General features: G+C 72.0%; 11 protein-coding genes. 6 read left to right on the top strand and 5 right to left on the bottom strand.

Features of this window, described 5'->3' with window-relative positions; translation table 11 throughout:
• Window positions 1-25 precede the first annotated feature (25 nt).
• On the bottom strand, window positions 26-790 hold the full coding sequence (locus BX285_RS22605) for a hypothetical protein (RefSeq protein ID WP_121176872.1): 765 nt from the start codon (window positions 788-790) through the stop codon (window positions 26-28).
• A gap of 281 nt (window positions 791-1,071) precedes the next feature.
• On the opposite strand from BX285_RS22605, the gene sph reads away from it, so the two are divergent.
• Window positions 1,072-2,049, top strand: a complete 978-nt coding sequence (gene sph / locus BX285_RS22610) for a sphingomyelin phosphodiesterase (protein ID WP_097239649.1) — start codon at window positions 1,072-1,074, stop codon at window positions 2,047-2,049.
• Between the two features lie 173 nt (window positions 2,050-2,222).
• The gene (locus BX285_RS22615; RefSeq protein ID WP_097239650.1) at window positions 2,223-3,062 is read left to right on the top strand and encodes a thioesterase family protein; all 840 of its coding nucleotides are present in this window, start codon (window positions 2,223-2,225) and stop codon (window positions 3,060-3,062) included.
• Window positions 3,063-3,120: 58 nt separating this feature from the next.
• Here BX285_RS22615 and BX285_RS22620 read toward each other — a convergent pair whose 3' ends face one another.
• Complete coding sequence (locus BX285_RS22620; protein WP_097239651.1) at window positions 3,121-4,446, bottom strand: radical SAM protein; 1,326 nt, start codon at window positions 4,444-4,446, stop codon at window positions 3,121-3,123.
• A 98-nt stretch (window positions 4,447-4,544) separates the two neighbouring features.
• On the bottom strand, window positions 4,545-4,757 hold the full coding sequence (locus tag BX285_RS22625) for a hypothetical protein (protein WP_097239652.1): 213 nt from the start codon (window positions 4,755-4,757) through the stop codon (window positions 4,545-4,547).
• 432 nt (window positions 4,758-5,189) lie between these two features.
• Here BX285_RS22625 and BX285_RS22630 point away from each other — a divergent pair, with 432 nt between their 5' ends.
• Complete coding sequence (locus BX285_RS22630; RefSeq protein WP_398900825.1) at window positions 5,190-6,371, top strand: family 2 encapsulin nanocompartment cargo protein terpene cyclase; 1,182 nt, start codon at window positions 5,190-5,192, stop codon at window positions 6,369-6,371.
• A gap of 69 nt (window positions 6,372-6,440) precedes the next feature.
• On the top strand, window positions 6,441-7,319 hold the full coding sequence (locus tag BX285_RS22635; protein WP_097239654.1) for a geranyl diphosphate 2-C-methyltransferase: 879 nt from the start codon (window positions 6,441-6,443) through the stop codon (window positions 7,317-7,319).
• A 139-nt stretch (window positions 7,320-7,458) separates the two neighbouring features.
• Here the strand turns inward: BX285_RS22635 and BX285_RS22640 are convergent, their stop codons facing one another.
• Window positions 7,459-8,103, bottom strand: coding sequence for a dihydrofolate reductase family protein (locus tag BX285_RS22640; RefSeq protein ID WP_097239655.1), 645 nt, complete (start codon window positions 8,101-8,103; stop codon window positions 7,459-7,461).
• 275 nt (window positions 8,104-8,378) lie between these two features.
• On the opposite strand from BX285_RS22640, the gene BX285_RS22645 reads away from it, so the two are divergent.
• Window positions 8,379-9,464 carry a phosphatidylinositol-specific phospholipase C domain-containing protein gene (locus tag BX285_RS22645; protein WP_097239656.1) on the top strand — a complete coding sequence of 362 codons (1,086 nt, stop codon included), beginning with the start codon at window positions 8,379-8,381 and terminating at the stop codon, window positions 9,462-9,464.
• Between the two features lie 117 nt (window positions 9,465-9,581).
• Here the strand turns inward: BX285_RS22645 and BX285_RS22650 are convergent, their stop codons facing one another.
• Window positions 9,582-11,183 carry an alpha/beta hydrolase gene (locus BX285_RS22650; RefSeq protein ID WP_121176874.1) on the bottom strand — a complete coding sequence of 534 codons (1,602 nt, stop codon included), beginning with the start codon at window positions 11,181-11,183 and terminating at the stop codon, window positions 9,582-9,584.
• A gap of 148 nt (window positions 11,184-11,331) precedes the next feature.
• Between BX285_RS22650 and BX285_RS22655 the strand changes: the two genes are divergently transcribed.
• Window positions 11,332-12,684 carry an MFS transporter gene (locus BX285_RS22655; protein ID WP_183107142.1) on the top strand — a complete coding sequence of 451 codons (1,353 nt, stop codon included), beginning with the start codon at window positions 11,332-11,334 and terminating at the stop codon, window positions 12,682-12,684.
• Window positions 12,685-12,719: the final 35 nt, after the last annotated feature.

Consider the following 12,719-nt stretch of genomic DNA (forward strand, 5'->3'; position numbering starts at 1 on the left):
GCCCCGACAGGGGGGTGTACGCGCTTCATACGGCGCCCCGGCCGCCTCCCCTGCCGCCCGCCCTGGCACCGACCCTGCCTTCCCGGTCGGCCTTCTGACCCGCGGTCGCGTTCGGCTCCTGGAGCGTGCGCCGGGCCGCGCCGAGAGTGAGCAGGCCCCACAGCGCGGCGAGTACGGCGACGACGTAGACGCCGCTGCCTCGGAAGGAGAGGTCCTCGTCCGTGGGGGCGGGCGGGGCCCAGCCCGCCGGGTCGACCAGTACGGTTTCGGTGGTGTCCTTGGCCCGGGCCGAGCAGCCGAAGCCGCCGACCTGGCCGTGCGGCAGCGGCTGCCCGTCGGCCCGGCGGATGTCGCAGGTCCAGCTCACCCTCCCGCTCTTGTCCCGGGAGCTGTGGGCCGCGGTGACCACCACCTCGGTCTCCACCCCGCGATGGGCGATGATCTGCGCGCGGAGGCTCGACACCGGCAGTACCAGCAGCAGCACCCCGAACAGGACGGCCGGCCAGATGACCCAGCCGCTGGGCCGGACGAGGCCCAGGCCGAGGAAGCCCGCGACGAACACCAGGAAGGCGAGGACGCCGCCGAGGACCGCGTAGTCCGGGTTGGTACCGAGCGCCGCCAGTCCGATCATCAGCACCGGAGTGAGCAGCCCGACCAGCCATGCCGTGCGGCGGACGGCCCGCGGCGACAGCTTCGGCTCGGGTCGTCTGCGGACCCGTTTCGGGGGCCGGACGACCCCCTCCGCGAGCGGTCGCTTCTGCTTCTTCTTCCCGTTCTTCTTCCCGGCCATGGATCCCCCGTTCGGTGCTGTCGCTTTCCGTGCCTGCGACAGTGTGACGGCGGGCCCGGACGGCTGGGAACCCGGGTGGCCCGGCCCCGGGCCGGCCGTGGATCCGGTGTGAAGCTGACGTGGAGTCACCGTCGACGTTACCCGCGAGTTCACCCGGTGCTCGTCCGAGGTCTTGCGGACCGTACGGACAAGCACATTGGATACGTACCATCCCGTCGTCCGGCGGGTCCACGTCACATCCCCGCTGTTCCCCGCTGTTCCCCCGACCCCACGGAGCCCAGATGTCGCTCTCGTCCGTCCGCCGTGCCCTCGCCGCCGGTGCCGCCGCCACCGTGATCGCCACGCTCGGCGCGGCCCCCGCCTCGGCCGAGACCGCACCAACGACCGCGCCCCCGCTCGACGTGCTCACCTACAACGTCTTCCTGATGAGCACCAACCTCTACCCCAACTGGGGCCAGCAGTACCGGGCGCAGGCCATCGCCGCGGCGGACTTCTTCCAGGGCCACGACGTGGTCGTCCTGGAGGAGGCCTTCGACAACGCGGCCTCCGACGCACTGGTCGCCAAGGCCTCGGCCGCCTACCCGTACCACACGCCCGTGGTCGGCCGGTCCACGAGCGGCTGGGACGCCACCTCCGGCAGCTACAGCTCCACCACCCCCGAGGACGGCGGGGTCACCCTGCTCAGCAAGTGGCCGATCCTGCACAAGGAGCAGTACGTCTACAAGGACGCCTGCGGCTCGGACTACTGGTCCAACAAGGGCTTCGCCTACGCGGTGCTGGACGTCGACGGCCGCCGCACCCACGTGGTCGGCACCCACCTGCAGTCCACCGACTCGGGCTGCTCCAGCGGCCAGGCGGCGGACATCCGGGCCAGGCAGCTCACTGCCATGCGCACCTTCCTGGACGGCAAGCGGATCCCCGCCGACGAGCCGATCGTCCTCGCCGGCGACCTCAACATCGACTCCCACGGCTCCGAGTACCAGGCCCTGCTGACCAACGGCAACCTCGCCCCGGCCTCCGCCCGCACCGGCTGGCCGTACTCCTTCGACACCGCCGACAACTCGGTCGCCGCCTACCGCTACCCGGGCGAGCCCAAGGAGGACCTCGACTACGTGCTCTACCGCGCCGACCACGCCCGCCCCCAGCAGTACACCAACCAGGTCGCCCGGGTGCACAGCACGCCCTGGACGGTGAGCAGTTGGGGCAAGAGCTACACCTACACCGACCTCTCCGACCACTACCCGCTCGTCGCGCACTGACAGCCCGCCGGCTGCCCGCGCGCTGTCCGAGGGCGCACCGGGTGTGGGATGCGTCACCGCCACGGCCGGGCGGCGGTTCGGCCCCTTACGATCCTGAACGCCGAGGTCGGGCGCCGTCGCAACCCGTCGGCGCCCCGCCCGGCGCACCACGATCGGCCCGAGGAGAAGCGCCCGTGACCACCCCCACCACCGCGCCCGAGAGCTACTACCAGCGCACCGGCGAGCACAGCTACAAGCCCACCCCGCACGCCCAGGGTGCCTGGCACCCCGACGAGCAGCACTTCAGCCCGCTGGCCGGCCTGATCGTCCACGCCATCGACTGCCACCGCGCCGACGGCCACCGCGCCGACTCCCAGGGGGCCGACCGCCGACAGACCGGCGACAGCCTGGCGCTGGCCCGGATCAGCTTCGACATACTCGGCCTGATCGCCCTGGAGGAGTTCGAGATCACGGTGGAGACCGTCCGGCCCGGGCGCACCATCGAGCTGGTCGAGGCCACCGTGGTGATCGGGGAGCGCGCCGTCGTCCGGGCCCGCGCGTGGTTCCTCGCAGAGCTCGACACCGCCGCCGTCGCCGGGACGCACGACGAACCGATCCCGGCCCCCGAGGAGTTCGAGCCCTGGGCGATGAGCGAGCTGTGGGGCGGCGGTTACATCGCCTCGATCGACGTCCGCCGCCGCGAGCGCGCCCCCGGCCGGGCCGCCGCCTGGATCTCCACCCCGGTCGGGCTGGTCGCCGGCGAGCCCAGCAGCCCGCAGGCCTCCTTCGTCGCCCTGGTGGACACCGCCAACGGCATCGCCGTCCGGCAGAGCCCCACCGCGTGGATGTTCCCCAACACCGACCTGACGATCCACCTCTTCCGCCGCCCCGAGGGCCGCTGGACCGGCCTGGACACCAGGGTCAGCTTCGGCCCGGCCGGCCACGGCGTCACCAGCACCGTCCTGCACGACGAGCACGGGCCGATCGGCCGCGCCGAGCAGATCCTCACCGTCCGCCCGCAGCCAGTCGGTTGACCGGTCCGGGGATCGGGGCCGCCGCCGGTCGCGGTGGCGGCCCCGATCCCCGGTAGCGTCAGGCGGGCAGCGAGTCCATGAAGGAGCTGACCGAGAAGACCGCCTTCCCCGGGCCCGCCGGGCCGTAGCCGGGCGGGGAGGAGAGGCCGAACTCCTCCAGGGTGGCGCGGTAGGTCTGCAGCAGCCGGATGTGGTACTCCAGCGGCGCGCCCTGCGGGTTGGCCCTGCCCAGCGGGGTGGTCGGCTCGGGGCACCAGGTGGTGAAGCGCGGGACCACGCCGTGGGACATGAAGAAGCGCAGTCCCTCCTCGGTGGAGGCGATCGCCTCGTCCACCGTGGCGAAGCCGAAGGGCTCGGCCATCTCCACGCCCGCGACGAAGTTGGGGATCACTTTCTCGGGGCCGAACACCTCGGTGGAGTCCAGGATCCGGCGGTGCCACTCGTCGCGGCCGACGTAGCGCTCCTTGCCGGGGCAGTACAGCTCGAAGAGCCGCTTGTCCCACACCTCGAAGTTGGGGTGGTAGATCCGCACGCCGTAGTCGTGGAAACGCTGGACGTCCTCACGTGGCAGCGCCTGCGCCACCACCTTGCCGATCCAGCGGCCGGGGAAGCGCTCCTCGATGGCCTTGGCGTACTGCCCGTAGAAGTCGGCCTCGTCCCGGCCGCCGACGTGCGAGGTGATCGCGCCGCCGGTGAGGGTGTACGCCCGGGAGGCCCGGGCGGTGTCGTGCTCGTCGATCAGCGCCAGCGCCTCCAGCACCTCCTCCACCGGCTTGACCCCGGTGTACGGGCGGCCGGCGGCCTTGTGCTGACGCCAGTTGTGGTTGATGTCGCAGTACTGGCACTCCTCCTTGGCGCCGAAGTACTGGCAGACCCGGAACACCGTGAGGTAGATCAGGTATCCCCACTGGATGGTCGGGGCGACCTCCATCACCGACTTCCCGTTGGCCAGCGTGTGCCGGTAGTAGTCCGGCATCGGCGGCAGGCCGACATCGGCGATCCGCGTGCCGTCCAGGTAGAGGCCCAGCGTGCCGTCCTCCCCGGCACCGACCCGGTACGGCGAGTCCGGGTTGACCCGCACCGACACCACCGTGCGGCGCAGCCCGTACGGCCCGCCGGTCAGTACGACCTCCTCCGGCGGCCGGTTGAGCGCGGCAGCGCCCAGCTCGGGCAGGGTGCGGTGGTCGAAGGAGAAGATGAAGTACGACTTCGGTTTGACCTCGCCGCCCCCGTCGGCGCCGGCGCTGCCGCTGAGCGCGGACTCGTCGAAGGCCATCCCGCCGCGCAGCAGGTCCTCCTTGATCACCGCCTCCCGCGGCACGTCGGGATAGCGCTCCATGAGCTGCTCGACCAGTGCGGTGCGGCTGCGGGCCTGGCTCTCCATGCGCTGCTCTTCCTTCCTGGCCCCGATCCTCGCTCGGCGCCGCGCCCCATTCTTCTCCTCCTTACGTCCGTGGTCGGGACCGGCGGCGCGCTGGAAGATCACCCCGTCCATCCTGTGGGCGTGGCGTCGGGGTGCGTCCACGCGGCGAAGAGCGCGAAGTCCATCGCGCTGAACCGCTGCTCGTCCCAGACGGGTTCGAGCATTCCCATCGCGCGGACCCGGAGCAGGCTGTGTGCCCGCGCCGTCTCCGGACGGGGGTCGAGGCGGGCCGGCCACGGAAGGGAGAAGTCCGGCATCGAGATCGCTGCCACTGCGCGCTCCCTTCGAACGGGGCGAAGGTGTGACCAACACGTGGCAGCCGGCCGCCGGTTGAGCTCTTTTGTCTTCGAACAGTCGCTGCCACGACCGGCCCAACGCGGGTGGCGGGTGCGGGACACGGGCAATGGTCGCCAGGTTGACGCGGCAGGCGGGCAGACCGATGCATGACAGGGGCTCGCCCGGGCGCCCTCAGCATGAACGTTCACCCTATCGGGTTAAGAAGATCGTCCGTTGCGTTCCGGAACGCGGCTTCGCGCCTACGGTGGGGAACCGAGCGAGACGGGGCCCGCGTTCGGAGATCCCCTTCGTGGCAGACGGGATGACGACCCGTCATATCTTGCGATCCTTATCAGAGGAGGCTTCATGCCCCTGCGCGGCAGAGCGGACACGCCGCTCGACCATGCGCCCGCCGCGGTGGTGAGCGCGTGAACACCACCGCCCTGGACCGGATCCTGCGCGGGCCCAGCGGACTCGGCACCTCGGGCCTGCACTTCACGCCCCGGACCGAGGTGCCCGAGGCGCCCGCCCCCGAGCCGGCCGTCCAGGCGCAGCCGAACGTCCCGGCCGTGCCGACCGTGCCGGTACAGCCGGAGGCCTCCGCGCCGCCGAGCGGCGGCAAGCCCAAGGCCGGCGACCCGATCCCCGGCCTCTACCACCACCCGATCGCCGAGCCCGACCCGGCCCGGGTGGAGGCCCTCAGCCTGAAGATCAAGGCCTGGGCGATCGACGAGATCGAGCTCTACCCGCCGGAGTGGGAGAAGGACTTCGACGGCTTCTCCACCGGGCGCTACATGGTGGCCTGCCATCCCGACGCGCCCAGCGTCGACCACCTGATGCTCGCGGCCCGCCTGATGGTGGCGGAGAACGCGGTGGACGACTGCTACTGCGAGGACCTCGGCGGCTCGCCCGTCGGTCTGGGCAGCCGCCTGCTGCTCGCGCACACCGCGCTGGACGCGCTGCACACCACGCCGGAGTACCACCCGGCCTGGCAGGCCTCGCTCGCCGCGGACGCGCCCCGGCGCGCCTACCACTCGGCGATGGAGTACTTCGTCCGCGCCTCGACGCCCTCCCAGGCGGACCGCTTCCGGCACGACATGGCGCGGTTGCACATGGGGTACCTGGCCGAGGCCGCCTGGGCGGAGACGGACCACATCCCGGAGGTGTGGGAGTACCTGGCGATGCGCCAGTTCAACAACTTCCGCCCCTGCCCGACGATCACCGACACCGTCGGCGGCTACGAGCTGCCCGCCGAGCTGCACGCGCTGCCCGCGATGCAACGGGTGATCGCGCTGGCCGGCAACGCCACCACGATCGTCAACGACCTGTACTCGTACACCAAGGAGCTGTCCAGCCCCGGGGTGCACCTGAACCTGCCAGTGGTGATCTCCGAGCGCGAGGGCGTTTCGCGCAAGGAGGGCTACCTGAAGGCCGTCGAGGTCCACAACGAGCTGATGCACGCCTTCGAGGCCGAGGCGGCCGCGCTGGCCGTCGCCTGTCCGGTGCCGACCCTCGTCCGGTTCCTGCGCGGGGTGTCCGCGTGGCTCGACGGCAACCACTACTGGCACCAGACCAACACCTTCCGTTACACCCTGCCCGACTTCTGGTGACGATCCGTCCCGGCAGTCGTTTTTTGCTCGCCAACTGACCACCATGCGTGAGAATTCTGGAGCAGATCCATGTCCGTGACCGACGACATCACCACCGCCGGCAAGTCCATCCCCGGCCCGGCGACTCCCTACCAGGGCGACATCGCACGCTACTGGGACCACGAGGCTCGCCCGGTCAACCTTCGCCTGGGCGACGTCGACGGCCTCTACCACCACCACTACGGCATCGGCGAGATCGACCAGGCCGCGATCGGCGACCCGACCGACAGCGAGCGGGAGAAGAAGGTGATCGCCGAGCTGCACCGCCTGGAGTCCGCCCAGGCCGACGTGCTGCTCGACCACCTCGGCGACATCCCGGCCGACGGCCTCCTGGTCGACGCCGGCTGCGGCCGCGGCGGCTCGATGGTGATGGCCCACCAGCGCTTCGGTTGCCGGGTGGAGGGCGTGACCCTCTCCACCCAGCAGGCCGACTTCGGCAACAAGCGCGCCGCCGAGCTCGGCATCGGCGACTCCGTCCGCTCCCGGGTCGCCAACATGCTGGACATGCCCTTCGAGACCGGCTCGGTCGCGGGCTCCTGGAACAACGAGTCCAGCATGTACGTCGACCTGCACGACCTGTTCGCCGAGCACTCCCGGGTGCTGAGCGTCGGCGGCCGGTACGTCACCATCACCGGCTGCTGGAACCCGCGTTACGGGCAGCCCTCGAAGTGGGTCTCGCAGATCAACGCCCACTTCGAGTGCAACATCCACTCCCGCCGCGAGTACCTGCGGGCGATGGCCGACAACCGCCTGGTCCCGCAGGCCGTCATCGACCTGACCCCGGACACCCTGCCCTACTGGGAGCTGCGCGCCACCACCTCGCTGGTGACCGGCATCGAGGAGGCGTTCATCAACTCCTACAAGGACGGCTCGTTCCAGTACGTGCTGATCGCGGCCGACCGGGTCTGATCGGCGCAGCCCCGCTCCGGCGGCTCCTGCTCCGGCCGGCCCTGCTCCAGCCGGCCCCTGATCCGGCCGGAACGCCGAACGGCGACCTCCCTGCAGCTCGCAGGGAGGCCGCCGTTCGGCTTTCGTGCGACCCGGCCCGCTACCGCCGGGTGAAGGTGAGGTGGGTGACCCCGCTCGGGGAGGCCACCGCCTCGGTGGTGAAGCGCTGCTCCAGCCCTTCGAGGCCCGCCCAGAGCGGTTCGCCCCGGCCGAGCACGATCGGCACCACGACCACGTGCAGGTGGTCGATCAGGTCGGCCTCCAGGAAGGCGCGGACGGTGCGCGGGCCGCCGCCGATCCGCACGTCCTTGCCGCCGGCCGCCTCCCGGGCCTGGCGCAGCGCCTCCTCGGGCGTCGCGTCGATGAAGTGGAAGGTCGTGCCGCCGTCCATCTCCAGGCTCGGGCGCGGGTGGTGGGTGAGCACGAACACCGGGGTGTGGAACGGCGGGTTGGGGCCCCACCAGCCCTGCCACTCCTCGTCCTGCCAGGGGCCGCGCTGCGGGCCGAACTTGTTGCGGCCCATGATCTCGGCGCCGATGCCGTCGCCCCAGGTGCGGGCCATCGCGTCGTCCACGCCGGTGGCGCCGCCCTCCTGGCCCTGCAGCTGCCGGAACGTCCGGGTGTCGAAGAACCAGCGGTGCAGGTGGTCGGCGGCATGGCCGAACGGCGAGTCGAGGCTCTGCCCCTCGCCCGTGCCGTAGCCGTCGAGGGAGATCGAGAAATTGTGGACCCGGACCAGGGACATCGGCTTCCTCCGTGTCGCTCGGCGCCTCGGTGCGGACGGACCGCACCCTGTTCGCGCGCCCACGCTATCCCGTGACATCCCGTCACCACCGTTGGTGGGCGCAAGTGGCGGAAGCAGCGCAGGTGACGGAAGGGGAGGGGTGCGGGGGAGAAGCAGCTCAGCCGTCACGCTATTGTCGTGCCTTCTTCACACGAAGCACGCCCTGGTCGGCGATGCTTCGCCAGGTCGCCCGGAAGAGGGCGCCCTGGCACGTTCCGAACCTCGGGGGGTTCCCAATGACCGCACGCCGTACCCTGTCCGGATTCCTCGCCGCCGGCCTGCTCGCCGGCGCCGCCGCGCTGCTGGCCACCGTCCCCGCGGACGCCGCACCGGCGGGCGCCACCGCGAGCGGCACGGGCGACCTGCCGTTCGGCTCGGCCACCACCGTCGGCCTGCACAACACCTACGACCCGGCCGCCTTCCCGTACCTGGCCCAGGGGTTGGACACCGGCACCGGGATGATCGAGCTGGACCTCTGGCCGAACATCGTGACCAAGGAGTGGAAGGTCAGCCACTCCAACCCGCTCGGCAACAGCAACAACTGCACCGCCGCGACCACGCCCTCCCAGCTGTACAGCGGCGGCACCAACAAGAACCTGGAGAACTGCCTGGACGACGTGCGGGTCTGGCTCGCCGCGCACCCGGCCGCCGGGCCGCTGGTGATCAAGCTGGAGCTGAAGCCGGGCTTCTCCGCCAACCTCGGGATGGGCCCGGACCAGCTGGACGCGCTGATAGCCCAGCACCTCGGCTCCGCCGTGCTGCGCCCGGCCGACCTGCTGGCCAAGCCCGGCGGCGGCTCCTACGCCACCCTGGACGAGGCCGTGCGGGCGGGCAACTGGCCGAGCCGTTCGGCGCTGGCCGGGAAGGTTCTGCTGTACGCGATCCCGGGCACCGTCGAGCTGAGCAACCCCTTCGACACCCTGCACACCGACGTCGAGTACGGCCGCCACCTGCGCGACCTCGCGGCGGCGGGCCGGATCGGCCAGGCCCAGGTCTTCCCGTCGGTGCTCGGCGCCACGGCGGGCGACCCGCGGGCCCAGTACACCGGCGCGGACACCTCGATCCGCCCGTGGTTCGTGGTCTTCGACGGCGACGCCGCGACCTACGTCAACGGCATCGACACCGCGTGGTACGACGCCGCGCACTACCTGCTGGTGATGACGGACGCCCAGAACGTCGCGCCGCAGATCAGCGGCACCGACCCGACGGCCGACCAGGCCCGGGCCCGCGTCGAGCAGCTGGCCAAGGCGCACGCCGGCATCGTCTCCAGCGACTGGCGCAAGCTGCCGGACGTGCAGTCCCTGGTCCTGCCGCGCGGCTGACCCCGGACACCGGACGCACAGCGGTCCCGTGCACCCGGCCGGCGGGCCGGGTGCACGGGACCGTTCGCCAGGGCCTGTCCGGCGGCTCTTGCCGGGCAGGCCCTGGCGCGCCGCGGGTCAGTCCGTCGGGCAGTGCGTCCCCGCCGTCGGCACGGTTCCGTCCACCAGGAAGGCGTCGACCGAGGCGCGGATGCACGTGCTCGCGCCGTACGCGGTGTGGCCCTCGCCGTCGCGGGTGAGCAGGACGGCGTTGCCCAGCTCGGCGGTGAGCTTCTCGGACCACGCGTACGGGGTGGCCGGGTCGCCGGTGCTGCCGACGACCACGATGGGCGCGGCGGCGGCCGACGTGATGACGTGCGGCTTCTCGGTGGCGCGGAACGGCCAGATCCGGCAGTCCGGGTCGAACAGCGCCGCGAGCGGGTCGTGCTTGCTGACCAGCGGGGCCTTGGCGGCAAGGTCGGTCAGTGCGGCCTGCAGCTGCTCGCCGGCCGGGGCGTCGGTGGCGCCGTCGGCGCAGTGGATCGCGGTGTAGGCGTCCGCGGAGGGCGCGTAACGGCCGTCCTTGTCACGGCCGTTGTAGCCGTCGGCGATGGCGAGCAGGTCGTCGCCCTTGCCACGCACCATGGCCCAGCCGAGGGAGTTGCGCAGGCTGCTCCAGGCCTTCTCGCCGCCGTAGAGCCGGCTGATGACGCCGGTCCAGGCCGCGCTGGAGGTGAGGGTGCGGCCCTTGGTGGTCTTCAGCGGCTTGTCCTTGAGCCCGTCGAGGAAGTCGGCGAGCTTCTGCGGGGCGGCGCCGGCGTCGGTGCCGAGCGGGCACGGGTCCTTGGTGACGCAGTCGGCGGCGAAGGCCTTCAGGGCCCGCTCGAAGCCGGCCTGCTGCTCGATGTTGTGCTGCACCAGGGGCGTGGAGGGCGAGGTGGCGCCGTCCAGGACGAGCCGGCCGACCCGGTCCGGGAACTCCTCGGCGTAGAGCGAGCCGAGGTAGGTGCCGTAGGACATGCCGAGGTAGCTGAGCTTCTGGTCGCCGAGGGCGGCGCGCAGCACGTCCATGTCCCGGGCGGTGTTGCGGGTGCTGACGAAGGGCAGTACCTGGGCGTACTTGGCCTGGCAGGCGTCGGCGAGCTGCTTGCCGTGGTCGGCGCCGGGCGCGTCGGTGTCGAGCCAGTCGTCCCTGGCCTGGTCGTCGAGGCACTTGAGCGGGCTGGTGCCGGCCACGCCGCGCGGGTCGAAGCCGACGAGGTCGTAGCGGTCGTGCAGCGGGCCGTCGAAGCGTTTCGGGCCGTACGTGACCATCTGGACGCCGGAGCCGCCCGGGCCGCCGGGGTTGAGCAGCAGCGAGCCGATCCGCTGGTCGGGCTTGGTGGCGGGGTTGCGCACCACGGCGACGTCCAGGGTGCCGGTGGCCGGCGCGGTGTAGTCCAGCGGGACCTTGAGGGTGGCGCACTGCAGGGCCGAGGTGTCCGCGTCGTTCTGCGGGTCCTTCGGGCAGGCCGCCCAGGCGAGTTGCTGGCCGTAGAAGGCCTTGAGGGCCGGGTCGGCGGCGCCGGTGGGCTTGGCGGTCGGGGTGGGCGTCGGGGTCGCGCTCGGCGTGGCGGCGGTGGCGGCGGTCGTGGACGCGGCCTTGTCGCTGCTCCCGCCGGTGCAGCCGGCCAGCAGGGCGGCGGCGGTGAGGGCCGCGACGGCGGCGGGCAGGGCGCGCCGCGAGGAGTGGGTGATCATGGAATGCACCGCACACAAATATCACCAGGTGGTCACATCAGTCACATTGGTATTCCCGGGAGTTGGGCCGGGCCGGGCCGGCCGGTGCCGTCGGCCGATGCCGGGCCGACCGATTCCGCCGCGCCCCGAACGGTGCCATGCTGGGGCCATGACAGAAAGCAGTGCGGTCACCCCGCTCCGTGACAGCCCGGAAACCGGCGGCCGGCGCAGGGAGTTGGCGGCGGCCACGGTGGGCTCGGTGGTCGAGTCCTTCGACTGGAACATCTACGCCGTCCTCGCGCCCTACTTCGCCGCGGACCTCTTCGGCCACGGCAAGCACGGCATCAGCGGGGTCCTCGGCGCCTACGTCACCTTCGCGGTGGGCTTCGTGGCCCGGCCGGTCGGCTCGTACCTGATCGGCCGGCTCAGCGACACCCGGGGGCGGCGTTTCGCCCTGAGTCTCGGCATGGCGGTGATCGCCGCCGCCAGCCTGGGCATCGCCGCCGTCCCCGGCCAGCGCGCGATCGGCCTCTGGGCGGCCGTCCTGGCCGTCCTCGCCCGGGTGGTGCAGGGGCTCGCCTTCGGCGGGGAGGCGCCGAGCGTGGCCGCGTACGTGACCGAGACCGCCCCGCCCCGGCACCGCTTCGCCTTCAGCTCCGTCTCCTACGGCGGGATCATCCTCGGCTCGCTGCTCTCCTTCGGGGTGCTCACCCTGCTCATCCACACCATCGGCAAGTCCGGCCTGGAGAACGGTGGTTGGCGCTGGGGCTTCGTGGTGGCCGCGCTGCTCGGACTGGCTGCCGTCTGGGTGCGCCGGTGGGCGCCGGAGAGTGCCGAATTCCACCGCGCCCGGGCCCGGACGGCGGCGGCGGCCCGCCCGCCCTTCCTGCGGATGCTCCGCGAACACCGCTGGGCGGTGCTCACCGTCTTCCTCAACACCCTGGGCGGGACGGTCGGTTACTACTTCGCGCTGGTCTACCTGCCGCAGTACGCTGCCGCCTACCACGTGATCGACAAGGAGCAGGCGGCCTCCTTCATGACCGTGGTGCTCGGCGTGGTGCTGGCCACCATGCTGCTCACCGGCGCCGCCGCCGACCGCTTCGGCCTGCTGCCCGTCGCCCGGCTGGGGTTCGCCCTGCCGATCCCGCTGGTCGGGCTGCTGCTCGCCGGGCTGCGCCAGGGCTGGCTGCCGTTCCAGGTCGTCGCCGTCCTGCTCGGGATGCTGGTGGCGACGGTGCTCGGCACGCTCAACGTCTTCACCGGGCTGCTGTTCCCGACCGAGGTGCGGGCGGTCGGGCTCGGGGTGGTCAACGCGGCCACCATCGCCGCGTTCGGCGGCACCTTCCCGTTGCTCGCCGAGTGGCTGAGCGGCCGGCACTGGCTCGGCGTGATCCCCGGGTACGTCACCCTCTGCACCCTGGGCCCCGCCCTCGGCCTGCTGACGGCCGTCAAGGTGCCCTCCTTCGCCGCCGCCGTCCGGGAGGCGCAGACCGGCGCCCGCCGTTCACCGGGAACCGCCTGACGGATGATCATCGGCTGTGGTTGAGTGGTCCGGAC

Origin of the sequence: Streptomyces sp. 1114.5 (assembly GCF_003635085.1) — a bacterium.
Taxonomy (GTDB): Bacteria; Actinomycetota; Actinomycetes; order Streptomycetales; family Streptomycetaceae; genus Kitasatospora.

Coding starts and splice junctions, on each gene's coding strand:
- BX285_RS22605 (WP_121176872.1), bottom strand. CDS start 790: ATGGCCGGGAAGAAGAACGGGAAGAAGAAGCAGAAGCGACCGCTCGCG.
- sph (WP_097239649.1), top strand. CDS start 1,072: ATGTCGCTCTCGTCCGTCCGCCGTGCCCTCGCCGCCGGTGCCGCCGCC.
- BX285_RS22620 (WP_097239651.1), bottom strand. CDS start 4,446: ATGGAGAGCCAGGCCCGCAGCCGCACCGCACTGGTCGAGCAGCTCATG.
- BX285_RS22635 (WP_097239654.1), top strand. CDS start 6,441: ATGTCCGTGACCGACGACATCACCACCGCCGGCAAGTCCATCCCCGGC.
- BX285_RS22640 (WP_097239655.1), bottom strand. CDS start 8,103: ATGTCCCTGGTCCGGGTCCACAATTTCTCGATCTCCCTCGACGGCTAC.
- BX285_RS22645 (WP_097239656.1), top strand. CDS start 8,379: ATGACCGCACGCCGTACCCTGTCCGGATTCCTCGCCGCCGGCCTGCTC.
- BX285_RS22650 (WP_121176874.1), bottom strand. CDS start 11,183: ATGATCACCCACTCCTCGCGGCGCGCCCTGCCCGCCGCCGTCGCGGCC.
- BX285_RS22655 (WP_183107142.1), top strand. CDS start 11,332: ATGACAGAAAGCAGTGCGGTCACCCCGCTCCGTGACAGCCCGGAAACC.